The organism is Sorangium sp. So ce394 (assembly GCF_051474665.1).
GTDB lineage: Bacteria > Myxococcota_A > Polyangia > Polyangiales > Polyangiaceae > Sorangium > Sorangium cellulosum_D.
On the sequence record NZ_CP150339.1, the window covers coordinates 11,262,501 to 11,283,149 of the forward strand.

The 20,649-nt window shown below is 73.2% G+C and carries 16 protein-coding genes (1 of these 16 cut by a window edge); 9 read left to right on the forward strand and 7 right to left on the reverse strand.

Annotated features, from left to right (window positions below; translation table 11 throughout):
- Nucleotides 1-150: the 5' portion of a DUF4920 domain-containing protein gene (locus tag WMF33_RS41610; RefSeq protein ID WP_437315500.1), read on the reverse strand. It extends 396 nt beyond the left edge of the window; only the first 150 of its 546 coding nucleotides appear in the window; its start codon is at nt 148-150; its stop codon lies off the left edge, out of view.
- 187 nt (nt 151-337) lie between these two features.
- Between WMF33_RS41610 and WMF33_RS41615 the strand changes: the two genes are divergently transcribed.
- Nucleotides 338-1,168, forward strand: a complete 831-nt coding sequence (locus WMF33_RS41615) for a hypothetical protein (RefSeq protein ID WP_437333788.1) — start codon at nt 338-340, stop codon at nt 1,166-1,168.
- Nucleotides 1,169-1,176: 8 nt separating this feature from the next.
- On the forward strand, nt 1,177-1,764 hold the full coding sequence (locus tag WMF33_RS41620; protein ID WP_437333789.1) for a hypothetical protein: 588 nt from the start codon (nt 1,177-1,179) through the stop codon (nt 1,762-1,764).
- Nucleotides 1,765-1,778: 14 nt separating this feature from the next.
- Here the strand turns inward: WMF33_RS41620 and nadA are convergent, their stop codons facing one another.
- Complete coding sequence (nadA, locus tag WMF33_RS41625; protein ID WP_061621779.1) at nt 1,779-2,738, reverse strand: quinolinate synthase NadA; 960 nt, start codon at nt 2,736-2,738, stop codon at nt 1,779-1,781.
- 172 nt (nt 2,739-2,910) lie between these two features.
- Here nadA and WMF33_RS41630 point away from each other — a divergent pair, with 172 nt between their 5' ends.
- From WMF33_RS41630 to WMF33_RS41645, 4 genes are all read left to right on the forward strand, one after another.
- A complete protein-coding gene (locus tag WMF33_RS41630) occupies nt 2,911-3,249 on the forward strand; it encodes a DUF3634 family protein (RefSeq protein WP_020740483.1) in 339 nt (112 codons plus the stop codon).
- A 42-nt stretch (nt 3,250-3,291) separates the two neighbouring features.
- On the forward strand, nt 3,292-4,683 hold the full coding sequence (locus WMF33_RS41635) for an ABC1 kinase family protein (RefSeq protein WP_437333790.1): 1,392 nt from the start codon (nt 3,292-3,294) through the stop codon (nt 4,681-4,683).
- 118 nt (nt 4,684-4,801) lie between these two features.
- The gene (locus WMF33_RS41640) at nt 4,802-6,838 is read left to right on the forward strand and encodes a protein kinase domain-containing protein (protein WP_437333791.1); all 2,037 of its coding nucleotides are present in this window, start codon (nt 4,802-4,804) and stop codon (nt 6,836-6,838) included.
- Nucleotides 6,839-6,873: 35 nt separating this feature from the next.
- The gene (locus tag WMF33_RS41645; protein ID WP_437333792.1) at nt 6,874-8,739 is read left to right on the forward strand and encodes a hypothetical protein; all 1,866 of its coding nucleotides are present in this window, start codon (nt 6,874-6,876) and stop codon (nt 8,737-8,739) included.
- Between the two features lie 103 nt (nt 8,740-8,842).
- Here WMF33_RS41645 and WMF33_RS41650 read toward each other — a convergent pair whose 3' ends face one another.
- The gene (locus tag WMF33_RS41650; RefSeq protein ID WP_437333793.1) at nt 8,843-10,780 is read right to left on the reverse strand and encodes a ribonuclease R family protein; all 1,938 of its coding nucleotides are present in this window, start codon (nt 10,778-10,780) and stop codon (nt 8,843-8,845) included.
- Between the two features lie 304 nt (nt 10,781-11,084).
- Here WMF33_RS41650 and WMF33_RS41655 point away from each other — a divergent pair, with 304 nt between their 5' ends.
- Complete coding sequence (locus tag WMF33_RS41655; protein ID WP_437333794.1) at nt 11,085-11,615, forward strand: FHA domain-containing protein; 531 nt, start codon at nt 11,085-11,087, stop codon at nt 11,613-11,615.
- A 19-nt stretch (nt 11,616-11,634) separates the two neighbouring features.
- On the opposite strand, the gene WMF33_RS41660 is transcribed toward WMF33_RS41655, so the two are convergent.
- On the reverse strand, nt 11,635-13,512 hold the full coding sequence (locus WMF33_RS41660; RefSeq protein WP_437333795.1) for a PEGA domain-containing protein: 1,878 nt from the start codon (nt 13,510-13,512) through the stop codon (nt 11,635-11,637).
- Complete coding sequence (locus tag WMF33_RS41665; RefSeq protein WP_437333796.1) at nt 13,506-16,274, reverse strand: serine/threonine-protein kinase; 2,769 nt, start codon at nt 16,272-16,274, stop codon at nt 13,506-13,508. Before WMF33_RS41665 ends, WMF33_RS41660 begins: the two co-directional genes overlap by 7 nt.
- A 444-nt stretch (nt 16,275-16,718) precedes the next feature.
- Between WMF33_RS41665 and WMF33_RS41670 the strand changes: the two genes are divergently transcribed.
- Together WMF33_RS41670 and WMF33_RS41675 are read left to right on the forward strand one after the other, a co-directional pair.
- Nucleotides 16,719-18,116, forward strand: a complete 1,398-nt coding sequence (locus tag WMF33_RS41670) for a cytochrome-c peroxidase (protein WP_437333797.1) — start codon at nt 16,719-16,721, stop codon at nt 18,114-18,116.
- A 256-nt stretch (nt 18,117-18,372) separates the two neighbouring features.
- On the forward strand, nt 18,373-19,395 hold the full coding sequence (locus tag WMF33_RS41675) for a XylR N-terminal domain-containing protein (protein ID WP_437333798.1): 1,023 nt from the start codon (nt 18,373-18,375) through the stop codon (nt 19,393-19,395).
- Between the two features lie 102 nt (nt 19,396-19,497).
- Here the strand turns inward: WMF33_RS41675 and WMF33_RS41680 are convergent, their stop codons facing one another.
- Complete coding sequence (locus tag WMF33_RS41680) at nt 19,498-19,815, reverse strand: hypothetical protein (protein ID WP_437333799.1); 318 nt, start codon at nt 19,813-19,815, stop codon at nt 19,498-19,500.
- A 116-nt stretch (nt 19,816-19,931) separates the two neighbouring features.
- Nucleotides 19,932-20,585, reverse strand: a complete 654-nt coding sequence (locus tag WMF33_RS41685) for a hypothetical protein (protein WP_437333800.1) — start codon at nt 20,583-20,585, stop codon at nt 19,932-19,934.
- Between the last annotated feature and the right edge of the window lie 64 nt (nt 20,586-20,649).

The window sequence follows — 20,649 nt, forward strand, 5'->3', positions numbered from 1 at the left end:
CGACGCCGACGCCTGCATGGGCGAGGCGCCCTCGGCGGCAGGGGCGGGCGCCGCCGCGGGAGCCGGCTCGCTGTCGGGCTTGCGCTCGGCGGAACAGCCGAGCTGCGCGAGGACCAGGACAGACAGGGAGACGAGGAGCTTTGCACGCATGAACGCGAGTTTGCCCGACCCGGCGGGCCCCTGCCACCCGCCCGAGGGCGAGCGCCGCCGGGGGCGCCGGCGCGCGATGTTCCCGGGGGAGCGGGCCGGCCGCGCGGCTCCTCGGCAGCGGGCCGCGAGGCGCGCGGCTCCGCAGCTCGGGGACCGGCCGCCGCCAAAGCCTGCTACAAGGGCGGGCATGCGAACCGCTCGCGCCCTCGTGCAACGAGGCATGGCGGCGGGCGCGGTGGCGCTCGCCTGCACCGCGACCGCGCGCGCCGAGGAGCCGGAGACCGCCGGGCCCGCCCAGGACGCCGGCGCCGAGGAGCCCGCGAAGCCGCCGCGGCCGCCGCTGCCGCCCGCGCCCCCGCCGCCGCACCTGCCGTGGGGCCGGCACATCGAGATCGGGGCCGATGCGGCCCTCGTCAGCTGGCTCGGGACGCGCGACGACGCGGGCCGCCTGTCGCGCGTTCGCCTGGAGCCCGCGATCGGGCTCGGGATCCACGCGCGCTGGGAGATCGTCGAGCACCTGCGCTTCTCCGCCTTCGTCGTGCTCGCCCGGCACGAGCTCGCCATGCAGCAAGGCGCGCTCGGGCAGCCCGGCGCGATCACCGCAGAGCCGCGCGAGGACGGCGCGCCCGCCGCGCGCGCCCTCGCGCTCGGCGCGCGCCTCGCGCCGACGCTGCCGCTCGGCGAGCGCGCCCGCTCGTGGGTCTCGGTCGGCGTCGGCTACGACCGGTTCGACTTCGGCCGCATGCGGGTCTCCGATCCCGAGGGCGAGTTCACGATCCGCGAGCGCGGCGGCTCGTACGTCGCCATTCCGCTGGGGCTCGGGGTGTCGTTCGACCTCATCCGCAATTGGCTCACGATCGAGCTGGAGAGCTCGGGGGCCTTCCTCCTCGGCCGGGGCGGCGACGCCACGCGCGAGGCCCAGGCCATCGACGGCCTGGGGCGGCGGCGCGCCATCGGCGGGCTGCCGCAGGCGCGAGGCTCGTTCATCCACACCCTCGGCCTCTCCCTGGTGCTGTGATCGCCGCGGTGAGCGAGCGCGCGAGGCGCCTCCTGCTCACCGCCGCGCTCGCCCTCGCGGCGTGCGGCGATCCGGCCCCGGGGCGCCCGCCGGCGCCGCCGCGATCGCTCGCGTCCGCGCCGGCGGCGCGCTCGCCTGCGCCGGCGCCGCGCTCGCAGCACGACGGCGTCGGGACGACGCGCGCCGCGAGCGCCGGTGGCCAAGACGACCCGGCGGCCACGGCGGGCGACGACGCCGCGCTGCCCCGGGAGCAGGCGTTCCCGACCGCGTGCGCGATCGACGCGGACTGCGGCTACGACCCCGCGGGCGAGCGCTGCGGCGCCGATCCGCGGCTGAACCGGCAGCCGCCCGTCACGGACCAGGGGATCGTCTGCTACTGCGACGCCGGCGCGTGCGCGCTGCTCCGCGTGCTGCCCGTGCCGTGCGAGGGGGACCACGACTGCGCCGTGGCCCACGAGCCGCGTCCGCACCCGGTCCGCGCGACGCGGGAGCGGCCCCACGAGAAGGGGCGCCCCTGCCGCGATCTCACGATGTCGACGACGTGCGAGCGGACCAACATCTGCACGCTGCGCCGCCACGCGTGCCCGAGGCGGTGAGCCGCGCGGCGGGCTCAGCTGAGGGCCAGCATGCGATCGATCGGGATGCGCGCGCGCTCGCGCAGCTCGGGCGCCATCTCGAGGCGCGGCGCGAGGTCGCGCAGCGCGAGGTAGACCTTCTCGAGCGTGTTGAGCCGCATGAAGGGGCACTCGTTGCAGGCGCAGTTGCCCTCGGGCGGCCCCTCGATGAACTCCTTCTGCGGCGACGCCTTGCGCATCTGGTGCACGATGCCGCTCTCGGTCGCGACGATGTACTTCGCGGCGTCGTCCGCGATCGTGTACTTGAGCAGCGCGGTCGTCGATCCGATGTAGTCGGCCATCCGCAGGATCGGCTCCTCGCACTCCGGGTGCGCGATGAGCTTCGCGTCCGGGTGGCGCTCGCGCAGCGCGACGATCTTGCGCAGGCTGAACGTCTCGTGCACGAGGCAGCTGCCCTGCCACAGGCGCATCGGGCGGCCCGTCCGCTCGATGAGCCAGCGCCCGAGGTTCTTGTCGGGCGCGAAGAGGATCTCCTGCCCCTCGGGGATCGCGCGGACGATCTTCTCGGCGTTCGACGACGTGCAGATGTAGTCGCTCTCCGCCTTCACCTCGGCGGAGCAGTTGATGTACGAGATCGCGACCGCGCCGGGGTACCGGGCGCGCCAGGCGCGGAAGCGGTCGACGGGGCAGCCGTCGGCGAGCGAGCAGCCGGCCTGCAGGTCGGGCACCACGACGATGCGCTCGGGGTTCAGGATCTTCGCCGTCTCGGCCATGAAGTGCACGCCGGCGAACAGGATGACGTCCGCGGTGGTCTTCTTCGCCTGCTGGGCCAGCTGGAGCGAGTCGCCGAGGAAGTCTGCGAGGTCCTGGATCTCGCCGTCCTGATAGTAGTGGGCCAGGAGGACGGCGTTCCTCTCCCGCTTCAGGCGGCTGATCTCGTCGTGGAGATCCAGGCGCGGGTCGATGGCGGCAGGCTGGGGCGCGGCGCTCGTCATGAGGTCCTAAGGTAGGCACCGCGCGCCCCCCTGACCAGGGCCCCCGGCCCGGACGGCGCTCGCGGGCGCCGGGAGCCCGCCGCGGCCGGCGTTGACAACGGCCGGCGCGGGCTCACGATCCGGACGCCGCGGGTGAGCCTGGGGGAGGCGCTCTCGTCGTGGGCGGCCCGCCATGTCCTTCCTGATCCCCCTCGCCCTGCTCGCCGTCGTCGTTCCGCTCGCCGTGGCCCTCCTCCGCGCGAACGAGCTATTTTACGTGCGCGTCGAGGGGCGCAACGTCCGGCTGCTCCGGGGCCGGCTGCCCCAGCGCCTGCTCGACGACATCACGGACGTCCTCCGCGCGGCGCCGGTCGGACGGGGCGCGGTGCGGGTCGTGGTCGAGGACCGGAAGGCCCGGGTCCACGTGGAGGGGGACATCTCCCCGGAGCAGGCTCAGCAGCTGAGGAACACCGTGTCCCTGTGGCCGGTTCCGAAGATCCGCGCCGCCCCGAGGCGCCGCGTCGGCGCATGACCGCTCCGCGCCGACCAACGCTACCCTAACGAGTCAGTCCGCATGGCCGACGACAAGCCCAGAGACAAACCGCCGACCTCCAAGCTCGGGCGCCTCGCGCGCCTCGCCGGCCTCGCGCCCCGCACCCTCCCGTTCGCCATCGAGGGCGCGAAGCGCGCCTTCGGCGCGCCGCGGACCGACGAGGAAGAGGCCGAGGCGCGGCGGAAGATGACCCAGGAGGTGAAGAAGACCGCCGAGGCGATGCTGAAGACGCTCGGCGAGATGAAGGGCCTGCCGCTCAAGTTCGGGCAGATGGCGAGCTACATCGATGGGCTCGCGCCGCCGGGGTACGAGGAGAAGTTCCAGGCCACGCTGAAGAAGCTGCTCGACAAGGCGCCGCCCCTGTCGCCCGAGGCCGCGGAGCAGATGGTCATCCAGGAGCTCGGCACGCCGCCCCACGAGGTGTTCGCGGCCTGGGAGCGCGAGCCGTTCGCCGCGGCGAGCATCGGGCAGGTGCACCGGGCGACGACGAAGGCGGGCGAGCGGGTCGCCGTCAAGGTGCAGTACCCGGGCATGGACAGGGCCATCGAGAACGACCTGAAGAGCGTCTCGATGCTCGAGGCGATGATGGCGCCCATCGCCAAGAAGCTGAACGCCCGGCAGACCGTCGACGAGCTCCGCAAGGTCTTCCTGTCCGAGCTCGACTACGCGCGCGAGGCCGAGATGGCGGACCTGTTCCGCCGCATGAACGCCGGGGACGAGGACGTCTACATCCCCCGGATCCACCACAGCCTCACCACGCGGCGGATCATCACGCTCGAGTTCGTCGACGGCATGAGCTACGCCGAGTTCTGCGAGCGCGGCAGCCAGGAGGCGAAGAACCGCGCGGGCCTCTCGATCTGGCGCTTCACCTTCCGCTCGATGCTGCGGTACGGCTGGCTCTACGCCGATCCGCACCCCGGCAACTACCGCTTCTACGAGGACGGCCGGGTCGCGATCCTCGATTTCGGCTGCGTCAAGCAGCTCCCGCCCGACCTCGTGGCGGGCATGAAGCGCTACATGCGCGCCGCCATGGACGCGGACTGGAAGGAGTTCGATCGCGCCTGCGTGGAGGTGCTCGGCTACGATCCGAACGACGAGAGCTGGGATCTCTACCGGAGCTACACGATGGAGCTCATGGTCCCGCTGTGCACGCACGGGACCTGGAAGTGCTCCCCGGAGAAGGCGCGCGAGACCGTGGCCTACCTGACCCGCGGCATCCGGGGGCTCACCTTCAAGGAGGGAGAGAAGATGCCCACCATCCCCCACGTGCCGAAGATGCCGCAGGACTTCACGTTCGTGAATCGGCTGCAGTGGGGGCTCGCGTCCGTGCTGGCGGGGCTCCGGACCGAGGCGGCGTTCCGGCCGACCATCGATCCCTGGGTGCGCGACGGCATGCACCCGATCCCCGATTGAGCCCGGGCCGGTGGCAGGCTCGTCGGCGCCGGGAAGGCACGGGAAGCGAGACGATGTCGCCCCCGCCGCGGCTCTCACCTTGACCTCGATCCCGCGCGCTGTGACATTCGATCGGGGCATGGACGACGAGCGGGCGGCCTGCGAGAGGCGCGTAGGGACGACCCTGCGGGGCAAATGGACGATCGATCGCCTCCTCGGGATCGGCGGGATGGCCGCCGTCTACGCCGCGACCCACAAGATCGGGCGCCGCGAGGCGATCAAGATCCTCCACCCCGAGGTGGCGCGCTCGAAGGACCTGCGCGCCCGGTTCGAGCGGGAGGCGCAGGCGGTCAATCGCTTCCGGCACCCCGGCGTGGTCGAGATCCGCGACATCGACATGACCGAGGACGGCGCGCCGTTCCTCGTGATGGAGCTCCTCGACGGCGAGTCGCTCGCCGACAGGCTCCAGCGGCTCGGCCACATCGAGACGGGCGAGATGCTGCGCCTCATGGACGAGCTGCTCGACGTGCTCGGGGCGGCGCACGATCAGGGGATCATCCACCGCGACATCAAGCTCGACAACCTCTTCGTCGAGCGGACCGGGCGCCTCAAGGTGCTCGATTTCGGCATCGCCCGCATGCGCGACGGCGTGAAGACGGCGATGCGGACCCGGACGGGCGCGACGCTCGGGACCGTGTCGTACATGGCCCCGGAGCAGGTGCGCGGCATCTCGGTCGACCACCGGGCGGACCTCTTCGCCGCGGGCGCGACGATGTTCCGGCTGATCGCGAAGCGGCGCATCCACGAGGCGCGCACGGAGTCCGAGCTGCTCGTGAAGATGGCGACCATGGCGGCGCCGCCGCTCGCGAGCGTCGCGCCGGAGGCGCCGCCGGGGCTGTGCGCCCTCGTGGACAGGGCGCTCGCGTTCGATCGCGACCGGCGCTACCCGGACGCCCGCACGATGCAGGCGGACATGCGGGCGCTCCTGCGCGGAGAGCCGCCGCCGTTCGCGTCGGCGCGGCTCGCGGCGGGGGACTCGCCGTCAGCGGGCGCGCCGCAGCCCTCGCCGATGCTCGCGGCGCCCGCCTCGGTGGAGGCGCCGGCCGAGCCGCCGCCGCGGCCGGCGGCCCCCTCGGGCGCGAGGTGGAACGAGAGGGGCTCGGCGCCCGCGATCGGGCCGGATCCCGGCCCCGGCGGAGCGACCTCGTGGGAGGCCGCCACGGTGGCGGCGCCCGGGGCCCAGGGCGCGAGCGCCATGGATGCCGCCCAGGCGCGCGGAGGCCATCCGAGCCTCGCGCAGATCGGCCCCGGCGCTCCGAACGGGCCGCCGTCGGCCCTGCACAACACCGGAGCAGGCCACGCCGGGATGCACGGCGCGCCCGCCTCGCTCCACGGCGGCAGCGCGCCCCACAGCGCGCCCGCCGCGCTCCACAACACCGGCGCGTCCTACGGCGCCCCCGCCGCGCTCCACAGCACCGGCGCCTCCTACGGCGCCCCCGCCGCACTCCACAACACCGGCGCGTCCTACGGCGCCCCCGCCGCGCTCCACAACACCGGCGCGTCCTACGGCGCCCCCGCCGCGCTCCACAGCACCGGCGCCTCCTACGGCGCCCCCGCCGCGCTGCACGCCGCCAGCATGCCCCACAGCGCGCCGGCCTCGCTCCACAACACCGGCGCGTCCTACGGCGCCCCCGCCGCGTCGCACGCCGCCAGCATGCCCCACAGCGCGCCGGCCTCGCTCCACAGCACCGGCGCGTCCTACGGCGCGCCCGCGTCGCAGCACGCCCCGAGCGCCCCCTACGGCGAGCAGCCGGCCGCCGGCTGGGGGCCGCGCCGCGCTCCGCCGAAGCAGCCGCCGAAGCTCGTGATCCTGCTCGCGATCGGCGGCGTAGCGCTCGTGATCGCGAGCGTAGTCGCGGTGTGGATGGCGCTCCGCGACGAGCCCAAGAGCGACGCGGTCCAGCAGCACGACCTGCTTCCCGCGCAGAGCGCGAGCGAGAGGCCCACCCAGCTCTCCCCGTCCGAGATCGCCGACGAGCCGCCGCGCGCCCTGGAGGCGCCGGAGACGATGCGCCCGGACCCGCCCGGCGCCTCATCGAGCGCGCCGCCGCCCGTCAGCACGATCATCATCGACTTGAAGAAGAAGCGCCAGACGAGAAAGCCACATCAGGACTGAAGTCAACATCGCCGAACATGGAGCTCCATCCCCTGATGGTCACGAGGACAACCCTGCGCGCTCGATCGATGCTCGTCGGGTCTGCGCTCGTTCTCATGCTCCCTGGCGCGTGCTCGGACCCGGTGCCCTTCAACCCGAGGCCCGACGCCGGGGGCGGGGGCGGCGGCGGCGGCAGCGGAGGTGGCACCGGAGGCGCGCCGCTCTGCAGCGCCGGCGAGGAGCAGGCTTGCTATCCCGGCCCCGCGGACACCGAGGGCGTCGGCGTGTGCGCGGCCGGCGTGCGGAGGTGCCTGCCGGACGGCCAGGGCTTCGGCGACTGCGAGGGCGCCGTGGTCCCGAAGCTCGAGGACTGCAGCACCACCCTGGACGACGACTGCGACGGCGAGACGAACGAGGCCGACGCGGGGTGCGTGTGCACCCCGGGCCAGATCGAGACCTGCTACAGCGGCTCCGACGACACGAAGGGCGTCGGGCTCTGCGCGCCGGGGCTCCGGATGTGCGACATCACGGGGACGTCGTGGCGGCCGTGCGTCGGCGAGGTCACCCCGGCGACCGAGACGTGCGCGGACGACACCGACGAGGACTGCGACGGCTTCGCCTGCAGCGCGCCGCTCTGGTCGGCCCTCTACGGCGACCCGAACATCCAGAGCGCGACGGGCGTCGGCGTCGACGCGGATGGGAACATCTATATCGGCGGCACCTTCTCGGGGACCCTCAAGTTCGGCGACGAGACGCTGGTGAGCATCGGCACCGCCGACGTGTACGTCGCGAGCTTCGACGCGACCGGAGCTCACCGCTGGAGCGCGAGGTTCGGCGGCAGCGGCGCCGAGACGCTCAACGGGCTCGCGGTGACGCCCGACGGCAAGCTCGTCATCGGCGGGACGTTCTACGGGTCGTTCACGTTCGGCAGCGCGACGCTGAGCAGCGTCAACGCGCTCGACAGCTTCGTGGCCACGCTGGACAGAGACGGCACCCCCGGCTGGGCGCGCCAGATCGGGGACAGCGCGGATCAGACGCTGCGCTCCATCGCGGTGGACGCGGCCGGCAACATCGTGATCGCCGGCTACTTCAGCGGATCGCTGCTCTGCTCGGCGCCGCCCCTCCCGGTCTGCGCCAGCAGCGAGGGCGGCACCGACATCTTCGTGCGGAAGTACGATCCGCTCGGCGCCGTCCTGTGGACCAGGATCTACGGGGACACCTCGAACCAGTTCGCCACCAGCGTGGCCGTCGACGCCACGGGCAGCGTGTTCCTCACCGGCCGGTACAACGGCACGCTGACCGTCGGGAGCCGGCAGGTGCGGAACACCGGGCTCGGGCCGAACCTGTTCGTCCTCAAGCTCGACAGCAGCGGGAACGGCGTCTGGCTCTCGGACTACGGCGACACGGCCTCGCAGGCGGGCACCGGGATCACCGTCACCCCGTCCGGCGCGGTGGTCGTGACGGGGACGTACCTGGGCGAGCTCGACTTCGGCCCTGAGCTGACCCTCCACGCGAACGACGCACAGACGGCGTTCGTGGTGTCGCTCGCCCCCGACGGCACGCCCGCGTGGGCGCGGTCGTTCGCCGGCGACGGCTCGCAGGAGAGCATGGCGATCGCCGCGGACGCAGCCGGCAACGTGGTGGTGACCGGCGCGGCGCAGGGCGTGATCGCCCTCGGCGACGAGCCGCTCCGGAGCGGCGGCGGCTTCGACGCCTTCGTCGCGAAGCTCGACCCGCAGGGCAAGACCCTCTGGGGGAAGGTGCTCGGCGCCGCCGGCAACCAGAAGTCGAACGCGACGGCCATCTCGCCCGTGAACAGCGCCATCGTGCTCTGCGGTACGGCCGAGGGGCGGATCGACTTCGGGCTCGGCGAGCACACGGCGAACGGCACCGACGCGTTCGTCGTGAGCCTGTCGCCGTAGCCGCCGGGCGCCGCGGGAGCGGCTGCGCCAGGTGCTCACGAGCGGCGGCCGCGCGCGCGCCGTGAGCCGCCGCCGCGGCCGCGGGCGCGCGCCGCGGCCCGGGTCACGCGGCGCCGCGGGCGCCCGCGGGGACGAGGTCGACGCGGCCGAGCTCCTCGTTCGTCGACGCGATGGCGGCGCGGATCGGCTCGCCGACGCCGTAGCGGCGGCTCGCGCCGACGAGCGCCTGGGCGGCGGCGTCGATCCGGTACGGGCCCTCCGGCAGCGCCTCCAGCGCGATCGTGCCCGTCGCGCCGGACTCGACCATCTGGACGACGAGGCCGAACGGCTTGATGGACACGATGTTGCCCTCGATCTCCTCGCCGATCCGGGAGGCAAACAGGCGCGCCACGAGCATGCGGTGCCGCTCCGTCTCGGCCTTGCCGGCGCTGCGCGCCCGCGCGTTCAGGTGGTGGGCGAGCGACGCCAGCGCCTCGGCGTCCACGCGCTGATCGCGGCGGCCCTGGAGGTAGCCCTTGATGACGCGGTGCACGGCGAGGTCGGCATAGCGGCGGATCGGGGACGTGAAGTGCAGGTACAGCGGGGCGCCGAGGCCGAAATGCAGGCCCCCGGCGGCCGTGTAGCGGGCCGGGCCGAGCGCCTTGCCGAGCACGGTGCGGATGGCGGGCGCGAGCTCCGAGCCGCGGTACTGCGCCTCGAACGCCGCGAGGCCGAGGGGGCTCAGGCGCGGGCCGAACCCGGCCTCGACGCCGAAGTTGTGCGCGAAGCGCTCGAGCGCCTGGACGCGCTCCTCGGTGGGCTCGTCATGGACGCGAAAGACGCACGGGAGCCCGCGCGCCACGAGCCAGCTGGCCACGGCCTCGTTCGCCGCCACCATCAGCCGCTCGACGAGGCGGTGCGCGCCGGTGTCCGAGCGCGGCGAGACGCCGGTCGGCTCGCGCGTCTCGGCGTCCAGCGTCACGTAGGCCTCGTCGCGGTCGAGCTCGACGCCGCCGCGCGCGGCGCGGACCGTCGACAGGCGCGCGGCCGCGGTGCGGAGCCAGCGCACGACCGGCCACGCCGCCTCGGGGATGCCGGCGGACCGGCCCGTCGTGAGGAACTCCTCGACGGCGTCGTACGAGAGGCGGGCGTGCGAGCGGATCACGCTCTCATGGAGATCGACCGCGGTGACGCCGCCCTCGGGATCGACGCGCAGCTCGGCCGTGACCGCGAGCCGATCGACCCCCGGGAGCAGGCTCGCCGCCTCGCTGGAGATCGACTCGGGGAGCATCGGGATGACGCGGCCGGCGAGGTAGACGCTCGTGCCGCGGGCGCGGGCCTCGAGATCGTGCGGCGAGCCCTCCTGGACGAACGCGTCCACGTCGGCGATCGACACGAACACGCGGAGCGCGCCGTCGGGCCCGGCCGGCAGCACGGCGAGGGCGTCGTCGATGTCGGTGGTGACGGGCGCGTCGATGGTGACCGTGGTGAGCTCGCGCAGGTCGCGGCGGCCCCGCGCGAGCTCGCGCTCGATCGACACCGCCGCCGCCGCCGCGCGCGACGCCTCGACGACCTCGCCCGGGAACACGGCGCGCACGCCGTTGCGGGCGAGGCAGCGCTCGATGCCGAGATCGGCGCCCGGCGCGACGACCCGCGCCGGGACGACGGCCGCGCCCTCGATGACGGCGACCACCGCGGTGCCCTCGGCGAGGTCGTCGGCGGCGCCCGGCTTGAACGGCCAGTCCGTGTTGGAGACGAGGCGATCGACCCGGAGGTGCGGCCGCTTCGCGTGCGACACGACCGTCCCGAAGAGCTCGGCGCGATCGCGATGGACGAGGGCGAGCTGCGACGCGCTGTAGCGGCCAGGCTCCGCCTCGACGACCACCGCGTCCACGACGTCGCCGTCGAGGAACGGGTTCAGATCGGGCGGCGTGATGAAGGCGGTCGCCGGGACCAGGGGCGGCCTGCCCGGCGCCCCTCCTTTCTCCGGAGAGGCCTCGATGTTCAGGAACCCGAAGCCGCGCGGGTTGACCGAGATGCGTCCACGAACCAGTGCGTGCATGGGCGCGGAAGGTACGCCAGGTCGCGGCGTTTTCGAGCGCGGTCTGCCCGGCGAGCCGCCGCATCGGTGCCGAGGCGCGACCGCGCGGCGAGAAACAGGGGTGATGCGCCCCCAGGGCACCACGTGCGCTTACATCGGAACACCGATTCTGACTCGAGGCGCGCCGCGCGGCGCGGTGGAGACGCGATGTGCGCCAGCGCAATGGTGGCCGCGAGACCGCGCTGCTGAGACGTGGGCGTGTCGCTACGGCAAAGTACGCTCACCCACGTTCCGCTCCTCGGGATCGGCTTATACTCGGCGCATCGTGGAAGAATCAGGGGACATCATCGAGCTGGCGCGTCTGATGCCTCGGGACCGCTTCGTCCGCAGGGTGACGAACCTGCTCCTCGTGGTGTCCGAGGCTGGTGCGGACAACCAGCAATTTGCCTTCCGGACGGTCGCCGCCTCGCCCGCGGCGCACCGCAAGCCGCCGCCTCCGCCCGGTCCGACCAGCGAGGTGTTCGAGGTCGTCAAGGCGAAGGGCAATCCGTATCCCGATCAGATCTCGGTGGGCCGCACGCGCAACTGCGATGTGGTGCTGCGCCACCCGTCGGTCTCGAAGCTGCACGCGCACTTCCGGCAGAGCGCGCAGGGGCAGCTCGTGCTCATCGACAACGGCTCACAGAACGGGACCCGCGTGAACGGCAAGCTGCTCTCCGAGAACGAGCCGGCGGAGGTCGCGGTCGGCGATGTGATCCAGTTCGGCCGGCTCACGGCCTCGCTGCTCGACGCGGCGCGCCTCTTCGACGTCGTGCGGGAGCAGGCGCGCCACGAGAGGGACCAGGCGAGCCGATGAGCGCCGCGGCCGCCGGCGCTCAGAACCGGTATCCCACGGCGACGTTCGGAAGGAACATCGTGAACGTGCCGTGGGCCAGCTCCTCGAACACGACCTTCTTGCCCGGCGCGCAGTCGACCGTCGGGTCCGCCTCGTCGCACTCGGCGCCGACGACGTAGGTGCTGCCCGTCTCGAGCGGCGGGCCGTCGACGAGGAAGAAGGCGACGCCGAGGCCGGCGCTGGCGGTGATTCGCCCGAGCTTCAGCCGCAGCCTGAGCTCCGGCATCGCGAACGGGGCGGCGGCGCGGACGCCGTTGCCCGCGTTCTGCACGGCCACGGCGACCGTCCGCCGCGCGTCGGACGCCGCGCCGGTCACCGCGTCGCGCATCTCGGCCAGCACCACGCCGAGCCCGAGCGCGCCGCCGACGTCGAACCAGGACGACAGCCCGTAATGGTAGCTGCCGCCGACCATCACGGTCACGCCGGCAAGGTCGATGTCGTCCTGGAACGTGTACCGGATGGGGAGCCGCTCCGTGCCCCCGCCCGGCGCGAGGTACGTCGTGTCGAGGGAGCGTTCGAGCGCCGTGTGGAGGCTCAGGTACCCGGCCGTGAGCTCGATGGCGGCGCCGATCGGGAATTCGTAGCTGCCCCGCAGGCCGGCGAGGAAGCCGGAGGGGCGCGAGACGTTGGAGCAGCGGAAGCTGCCGCAGCTCCGCTCGGCGTCGCTCTCGAGCGACGAGGCGAAGGCGTAGCCGGAGGCCGCCTCCAGCCGGAAGACACCGACCCTCCGCCCCCAGCGCGGGTGGGCCTCGTCGATGGCGAGCGGTAGGACGATATCGCCCGTCGTCGTCCGATCGACGGTCGTGCGGAGCGTGCGCGCGAAATAGCCCGGCTCATGCGCCTCGAAGGTGTGGCGCCCGAGCGGCAGCGCCCCCCGCCACTGCCCCTTGCCGACCGGGACGCCGTTGATGGCCAGATCCGCGCTGAGCGGCTGGGCGACGACGCGGACCTCCTCGCCGAGCGGGCCCGCCTCGACCGTGGCGACCGCGAGCTGCCCCGCGACGACGTTCGCCTCGCGCGGCGCGGAGCCGAGGTTGCCCTTGCGCACCGAATAGAAATGCGGGCCGGGCGCGAGCGCGCCCTCCCACGGCAGCTGCCCGATGAGCGTGCCGTCGATGAAGAGATCCGCGCCGACGAGCCGCTCGTCCTCGATCTTCAGCCGCCCCGTGTTGGCGAGCGGCTCGAGCTTCGCGTCCACCGCGGCGGTCTCGGCGACCCGGACGGTCACGATCGCCTCGAACGTGCGCCAGCCGTCCTTGACGACGCGAAGCGTGTGGCCCCCGGGGAGCAGCCGGATCGGGCCGGAGACGGGGATGCGGCCGCGCGGCCTGCCGTCGATGAGCACCAGGCCATCGACGTTCGACGAGACGAGGACGCTGCCGATCCGCGCCCTCAGCGCGGCGATCGTGGACGCGACGGTCTTGCGCTCCGGCTCGCCGAGCTCGGCGCGAAAATCGGTGAGCAGCGCCTCGTAGAGCTCGAGCGCCTCGTCGTAACGACCGAGCTGATCGAGGCAGAACGCGGCGTTGAGGGTGTTGGGCACCGACGCGACGAGCCGGCGCGATCGCAGGTAGAGCTCGAGCGCGCGCTGGCAGTCGCCGATCTTGCGCAGCTCGTTGCCCTCCTGAAAGAGCGCCTTGGCCCGGGCGAGCGCCTCGTCGGCCGACGCGGTGGGCGCGGGCGCCGCGGAGGGCGTCGGCGACGCTGCGGACGGCGAGGGCGCGGGCGCCGCGGCAGGCGGCGCCGGCTCGGGCTGCGCGAGGGCCGGCGGCGCAAGCGCCGCGAGCGCCGCGGCGAGCGCGGACACCGCGACGGAGCGCCGCGCGGCGCGAGGGGCGCGCGGCGTCCGGATCACCACCGATCGACCGGCATCACCGCGGTCGGGGCCGGCGGGGCCGCGGGCGCCCCCGTGGAGGACGTGGGCCCATCGGCCGGCGCGGAGGAGCCACGCGGCGCGCGGCGCGGCCGGTCGCGGCGCGGGGCCGGCGCGGACGCCGCGGCCGAGGCAGAGGCCGTCGCGAGCGGCTGGAGCTCGATGCGATCGGGCAGGAGCCGGCCGTCGCTCAGCATGAACACCGTCTCTTTCGTGGTCGCGCCGCCGCGGCTCACCTCGACCTCGAACGTGTCGCCGGCCTGGCCGGTCAGGTCGAGCCGGCCATCGCTCACCGGGCGCTCCGCGCCGTTGACCCGCACCGTCGCCTCCTTCGGGAGCGTCACGACCGCGGTGAAGGACGCGGGCGTCGGCGCCGGCGCGGGCGTCGGCGCCGGCGCGGCGGGCGGCGCGGGCTCGCGCTGCGCGGCGGGCGGCGCGCGCACCTCGCCGCCGGTCGAGGCGCGCAGGGCGAGGCCGCCGCCGACCGCGGCGAGGGCCACCGCCGTGACCGCCGCCCCGACGAAGCGCCGCCGCGCGGCGCCCGCGGGAGCCTGCGACGCCGTGAACGAGCTGCCGCCGATCGAGCGATCCTCCCCCTCGGCGGAGCGGGCGAGCCTCGACTCGCTGCGCAGCGTGGACATCGGGGTGGCGCCGGCGCGCCGCTCCGCGTCGATGCCGCGCAGCTGATCCAGCGTGACGACCTCGGTCCCCTCCGCGTGCGGCTCGAGCGCGGCGATCAGCTGCTCCATGCTCTGCCATCGCTCCCCGGGATCGCGCTTCAGGCCGCGGTGCACGACGGCGGCGAGCGCCGGATCGAGCCACGGCGCGGCCGCGGCGAGCGGCGGCGCGCGCTCGGTGCAGATCGACAGCAGCAGCTCGGCGAGCGAGGCGTTCGGATCCCAGGGGCAGCTCCCGCAGAGCGCCTGGTAGAGCGAGACGGAGAGGCTCCAGACGTCGGAGCGGCGATCGACGTCCCTCGCCATCTTCGCCTGCTCGGGCGACATGTAGATCGGCGACCCGAGCACGCCGCCGGCGCGCGTGAGCTCGTGCGAGACGCCGTCGCCGGTGCGCTTCGCGATGCCGAAATCGCAGACCTTGACCACGAGCCGGCGGTCGCTCGAGGACGGCGGGCGGATCGAGCCGGACGGGCGGCGCGTCGACGGGGGCGGGCGGATCGAGCCGGAGAGGCGCTGGCCGGAGGGCGGCGGCCTGACCGAGCTCGAGCCGCGGCGGGTCGACGGCGGCGGCGCCGCCGCGAGGGCGCCGCGCTGGGTGGACGGCGGCGGCACGATCGAGCTCGACGCCCGGCTCATCGCGGCCTCGAACGGCGCGTGCAGGAAGAGGTTCGCCGGCTTGATGTCGCGGTGCACGATCCCCTCGGCGTGCGCCGCCGCGAGCCCGCGCGCCGCCTGGATGAAGACGCGCACGACCGGCGCCGGCTCGAGCGGCCCGCGCATCCGGAGGAGCTTGGCGAGATCGACGCCGTGCAAGAGCTCCATGATGATGAACGGGGTGGCGAGCGTGAGATCCGTCCCGAGCTCGAACGTCTTGACCACGTGCGGGCTCTGGATCGCGGTCACCGCGCGCGCCTCGCGGATGAAGCGGCGCACGGCGTGGTCGTCCTGCCCGACGGCGCTCTTGAAGATGACCTTGGCCGCGACCCGCCGCCCCTCCGGCGACTCCGCCTCGTAGACGGCGCCCATGCCGCCGCGCCCGATCAGGCGGCGCACCGCGTACCGGCCGCCGAGCTCGCGGCCGACGAGCGGATCGGTCTCGGCGCCGGCGCGCTCGGCGATCGCCTCGCGCAGCTCGGGATCGAGCGGCCTCAGCATGTCGATCGTGATCCGCTCCTCGCCGCCGGAGGCGGCGCGCAGCGCCTCGGCGAACGCCTCGATCGACGGGTAGCGCCGGTCCACGTCGCTGTGCAGCGCGAGCGAGAGCGCGGTCGCGAGGCGCGCCTCGATCCACGGGGCGCGGTCCTGGATCGACGGCAGCTGCGCGAGGGGCGACGGCGCGTCCGCCGCGGTGTCCGCCGGGCCGAAGTCGGCGGTGTCCGCCGTGACGTCGAGCTCGGCCCACGGCGAGACGCCGCAGAGCATCTCGTAGAGCGTCGCCGCCAGGCCGAACACGTCGCCCCGGACGTCCGCGGCGCGATCCCGCGGCCCCGACTCGTCGCGCTGGGGACCGGTGCTCCTCGCCTTGCCCGGATCGGAGGCGGCCGTGTCGTAGCCCTTCGAGAGCCCGAAGCCGAAGACGCGGACCAGGATCTCGCCGGTCGGGAGGTGCTCCAGGAAGAGGCGCGGTGGGCGGACGTCGCGGTAAACGAGGCCCGCGGCGTGGACCGCCGAGAGCCCCGCGGCGGCCTGGAGCGCGATCCGCACGGCGACCTCGGGCGCGAGCGGGCCCGTCTCGGTGAGGAGGGCGGCGACGTCGGTGCCGTCGAGCAACGGCATCACGAGGTAGGCGAGATCTCGCTCGAGGTCGTGGCCGGCGTCGACGATCGGGACGACGTGGGCGTTGTCGAGCTTCGACGTGACGCTCGCCTCGCGGCTGAGCCGCGACAGCGTGTCCTCGGTGACGACGTCGGGCCGCAGGACCTTCAGCGCGACGCGGCGGCCGGAGGGGCTCCGGGCCTCGAATACGACGCCGAACCCCTGCGCGGAGAGGACGCGGGCGACCCGATATCCCCCGGTGAGCGCGCCCCCCACGAGCGCCGTCGGATCCGCCAGAGTTGCTGTCCGGCCCATCACCTCAAGCATACGACGTCCCATCGCGCCCCACAAAGCGTGAGTATCGGGCGACCTCGGAGGCGCGCTGCGCGAGGGCGCCGCACCGACGCGGAGCGCCGGCCACACACCTACAACGACGCCACGCGGCCGCGCGGTCATGCCGCGCCGCGAGCGGCCACGCCGCGCCGCGAGCGGCCACGCCGCGCCGCGAGCGGCCACGCCGCGCCGCAGCGTCGCCGCCGAATGTAGGCGCGACAACCGCAGATAACGCGGTAACCGGACTCCCGGAGACGCAGTAAGTCTATTGAATCATGGAAGTTTGTCCTTGCCGGTCGCCGACTCGCAACATTAGATTTCCCAGCATCCGATTCACCGCCGCTCGGCCAGGATCTGGGCAGGACTGGTTGATCTCACGGACGCGCACCGACGCGCGCCTCCCCCGCCGGGGGAGCTGGAGGCACCATGACCCTGCGATCTCTCGTGCCGGCGCTCGCCGCCCTGGCGACCTGTCTCGTTGTGACGCTCCTCCTCGCGCGCCCGGCGCTCGCCAAGGGCTCTCACGTCGATGAGCAGCTCGAGGCGACGCTCGCCCGACACGGCTTCACCGGAGAGATCGAGTCCACGCTGGAGTCGCGCCTCGGGCGGAGGCTCGACCGGAAGCTGGCGAAGCTCGGGCGTGAGCTGTTCTTCGACAGCATCCTCGGCCTGAACGACGACAACTCGTGCTCAGGGTGCCACTCGCCCACCGCGGGCTTCGCCGACACACAGTCGATCGCCATCGGGATCGAGAACAACGGCGTCGTCGGGCCGCGCCGCGCGGGGCCGCGCAACCAGCGTCGCGCGCCCACCGTCATCAACACGGCCTTTTACCCCACCCTGATGTGGAACTCGCGGTTCTTCGCCGTGTCCGGCGACCCCTTCGACAACAGCGAGGGCTTCTCGTTCACCTCGCCGGAGGGGATGTCGCTCTCGTCCCTGCCCCACCTGCTCACCGCGCAGGCGTTCATCCCGCCGACCGAGATCCCCGAGATGACCGGGTACGAGGCGCCGGCGTCGCACGACGTCGTGCGCGAGGAGGTCGCCGCGCGCGTGAACGACGTCGAGGCGTACCGCCGCCGGTTCGGCAAGCGGTTCGACGCGGTGAAGCGCGGGAAGCCCATCACCTACGAGATGATCGCCGCCGCCATCGCCGAGTTCGAGATGTCGCTCACGTTCGCCGACGCGCCCATCGACCGGTTCGCCCGCGGCCGGCGGAGCGCGATGACGCTGGAGCAGAAGCGCGGCGCGCTGCTCTTCTTCGGCGAGGCGGGGTGCGTCCGCTGCCACGCGGTGTCGGGGCCGTCGAACGAGATGTTCAGCGACTTCCAGCAGCACGCCATCGGCGTCCCGCAGATCGCGCCGACCGACGACCCGGCGCTCTCGAACGTCGTCTTCGACGGCCCGAACGGCGATGAGGACTTCGGGCTGGAGCAGGTCACGGGCGACCCGGCCGACCGGTACAAGTTCAGGACCCCGCCGCTGCGCAACGTCGCCCTCCAGCCCACGTTCTTCCACAACGGCTCGTTCACGTCGCTGGAGGGCGCCATCCGCCACCACCTCGACGTCTACACGTCGGCCACGGAGTACACGAACGCTCACCTCGATCGGGACCTGCGGGGCGAGATGGGCCCGCTCGCGCCGGTGCTCGCCGCCGTCGACCCCCTGCTGGAGGAGCCGATCGAGCTCTCGGAGCAGGAGATCCGCTGGCTCTCTGCCTTCGTCGGCGAGGCGCTGCTCGACCCGCGCGCGACGCCGAAGCAGCTCAGGAAGCTCATCCCGGACGAGGTCCCGAGCGGGCGCCCGGTCCACCGCTTCCAGTAGCCGCGGCTGGGCGGCGGCGCTCCGCCGGGCGCGGCGCTCTCGCACAGCGCCGCCGCCCCCACGATGCTCGCTCCACCATCGCGATCTCTGCTCTGCCCTCTTGGCTTCGAAGGCTGTATCTGCCAACCTCCCTGGCCACCGAACATGTTCTCTGCATGCGATGCATGAGCCCGTTAACCGCCAGATTTAGCCGCCAGAGGATGACGCGCTGAGCGGACCACGCTACATGGACCACCGCCCGCGCGGGGAGGAGATCTTGAAGGTCAACGAGTTCGATCTTAGCAAAGTCCTGAAATTTCATCCTGCCATGGGCAAAATCCTCCTGGGCAGCGACCGGATGTTGATCTTCCGGCAGGACGCCTTTGCACACCTCCGCAATCTGCTCTACTCGCAGCTCGGCGAGACGATGGCGCGCGCGCTGCTCACGCAGTTCGGCTATCGGTGCGGCGCAGGAGATCACGAGTCGATGTCGACCCGGTATTCCTGGGATACGGAGCTCGACCAGCTCGCGGCCGGGCCCGTGATGCACACATGGGAAGGCATCGTCCATGTCGAGCCGACGAAGATCGATTTTGACAGGAAGGCCGGCCGGTTTCACATGACGGTGCTCTGGCGTCACTCGTACGAGGCGGAGGTGCACGTCAGGGAGTTCGGGCTGTCAACGGGCCCGGTGTGCCACTCGCTCGCCGGCTACGCGAGCGGCTGGTCCTCTGCCTTTTTTGGCGCGCCGCTGATCGCGATCGAGCACGCATGCGCAGGGATGGGGGCGCCTGAGTGTCGTGTCGAGATTCAATCGCCTGACGCCTGGGGCCCCGAGGCGACCCCGTGGAAAGAGTCGCTCGCGGCGACGAGCTACTCCATCGCGCGCGAGCTCGAGGAGAAGCTCATGACGATCGAGCGCCAGAAGGCGGCCATCTCCGCGCTGTCCGCGCCGATCATCAAGGTATGGGATGGCGTGCTCGCGCTGCCGCTCGTCGGTGTGATGGATTCGACGCGGGCGGCCCGGGTCACGGAGGCTCTCCTCGAGGCCGTGGTCCAGAGCGGATCGCGCTACATCCTCCTCGATCTCACCGGGATCGATGCCGTCGATACCGCGACGGCGAACCACTTCGTGAAGATCATCCGAGCGGTCTCGCTGCTCGGAGCGCGGCTCATCATCACCGGCATCGCGCCCGCGGTGGCGCAAACCGTGGTGGGTCTGGGCGTGAACCTCGACCAGGTGCGGACGCTGGCGACATTGAAGGACGGGCTTAAGGCATGCATACAGCAGATGGGCTGACGCGCGGCTGGACGGCCCCGCGCCGCGCCGACGGGCAGCGGCTCTTCGGCCTGCACCGAGGGGGGGCCCGCCGGCCTTGATAGCGTCTGCTGGCGGGCGGAGCTAGCTGCGCTGGAGGCAGCTGTTCAGCGACTCCAGCTGGATGCTGCACTCCTCCTCGTACTTCACCGGATCGCAGTTGTCCTCGGCGTGGTTTCGGCACTCGAGGTAGGACTCCCACGCGTCCTCGCAGCCAGCCTCCTCGGCCTGCTCCGTCTCCGCGCCGCAGGCGTCCAGGCAGCTGTCCTCGGTCATGGGAGCGCCCGGGCACTCCACCGCTCGCTCGCAGAGCTCAGGACAGCCCTCCTCGCCGTGGCCGCTGCTGCAGGCGGCGAGGGCGAGGGCGAGCGCGGCGAGCGCCATGCGTGTCATCACCTTCATCGGGCCATCGTACCACGAGCGCGGCGCCGCGCGCGCCGGCGCGGGCCCCGGAGAGAGGAGCCCCGCCGCCGGAGCTGCGCGGGGCGCCAGGGCGCCCTCGCCGGAGAGGGGGCGGCTCAGGGCAGGAGCCGGGAGATGAAGCTCCACTTCGTCGAGCGGCCGGACTTCATCGCGAGGACCGTGGTCACGCCGATGACCCCCGCCGTGAGGGCGATGTTGAGCGGCCCCATGACGTTGAGCAGCTGCTGCAGCCCCGCCGCCTTCGCGGGCGTGCGCGGCGACGGCGTGTCGCCGTCCCGGATCGGCACGGCGCGGCCGGGCGCCTGCTCGCTCATCTCACGTCCGCTCACCATGTTGACGAGGCTCGTCGCGAGCGTCGCGCCGAGCAGGAAGTCCTTGAGGCGCACCAGACTGCGGGTCTCCTCGTCGATCGATCGCCCCGAGATCATCGTCCGCCCGATGAACCAGGTGGCCGCGGCGGTGCCCAGCGAGATCGCGTTGACGAGGTTGTATCGTTGCCATGCGTCGGCGAGCACCTTGCCGCGCTCGGCCTCGGAATGGATATCCTTGACCGCCTGGTGCAGCGCCAGCCGGCCGAAGAGAGGGCCGCCGAACCCCGCGGCGAGACCGAGCTCATGCAGTACCCATGCAGACGTCGAGAGTGTTGCCATATCGTTCCACCTCGTCGCGACGCGCCAAGCAAGATTGTGCCCAGCGCCGGACCGCGCTCCGTGATCCAGGCCGACGCAGGCGCGCCGGCCCGGCAGCACGCCCGCCCGCGCGAGAGGGAGGACAAGGCGCGCGCACCCGACGAGCGCGCCGGGTCGGCCGTGC

Coding starts and splice junctions, on each gene's coding strand:
- WMF33_RS41640 (WP_437333791.1), top strand. CDS start 4,802: ATGGACGACGAGCGGGCGGCCTGCGAGAGGCGCGTAGGGACGACCCTG.
- WMF33_RS41635 (WP_437333790.1), top strand. CDS start 3,292: ATGGCCGACGACAAGCCCAGAGACAAACCGCCGACCTCCAAGCTCGGG.
- WMF33_RS41615 (WP_437333788.1), top strand. CDS start 338: ATGCGAACCGCTCGCGCCCTCGTGCAACGAGGCATGGCGGCGGGCGCG.
- WMF33_RS41670 (WP_437333797.1), top strand. CDS start 16,719: ATGACCCTGCGATCTCTCGTGCCGGCGCTCGCCGCCCTGGCGACCTGT.
- WMF33_RS41665 (WP_437333796.1), bottom strand. CDS start 16,274: ATGGGCCGGACAGCAACTCTGGCGGATCCGACGGCGCTCGTGGGGGGC.
- WMF33_RS41650 (WP_437333793.1), bottom strand. CDS start 10,780: ATGCACGCACTGGTTCGTGGACGCATCTCGGTCAACCCGCGCGGCTTC.
- WMF33_RS41680 (WP_437333799.1), bottom strand. CDS start 19,815: ATGAAGGTGATGACACGCATGGCGCTCGCCGCGCTCGCCCTCGCCCTC.
- WMF33_RS41645 (WP_437333792.1), top strand. CDS start 6,874: ATGGTCACGAGGACAACCCTGCGCGCTCGATCGATGCTCGTCGGGTCT.
- nadA (WP_061621779.1), bottom strand. CDS start 2,738: ATGACGAGCGCCGCGCCCCAGCCTGCCGCCATCGACCCGCGCCTGGAT.
- WMF33_RS41630 (WP_020740483.1), top strand. CDS start 2,911: ATGTCCTTCCTGATCCCCCTCGCCCTGCTCGCCGTCGTCGTTCCGCTC.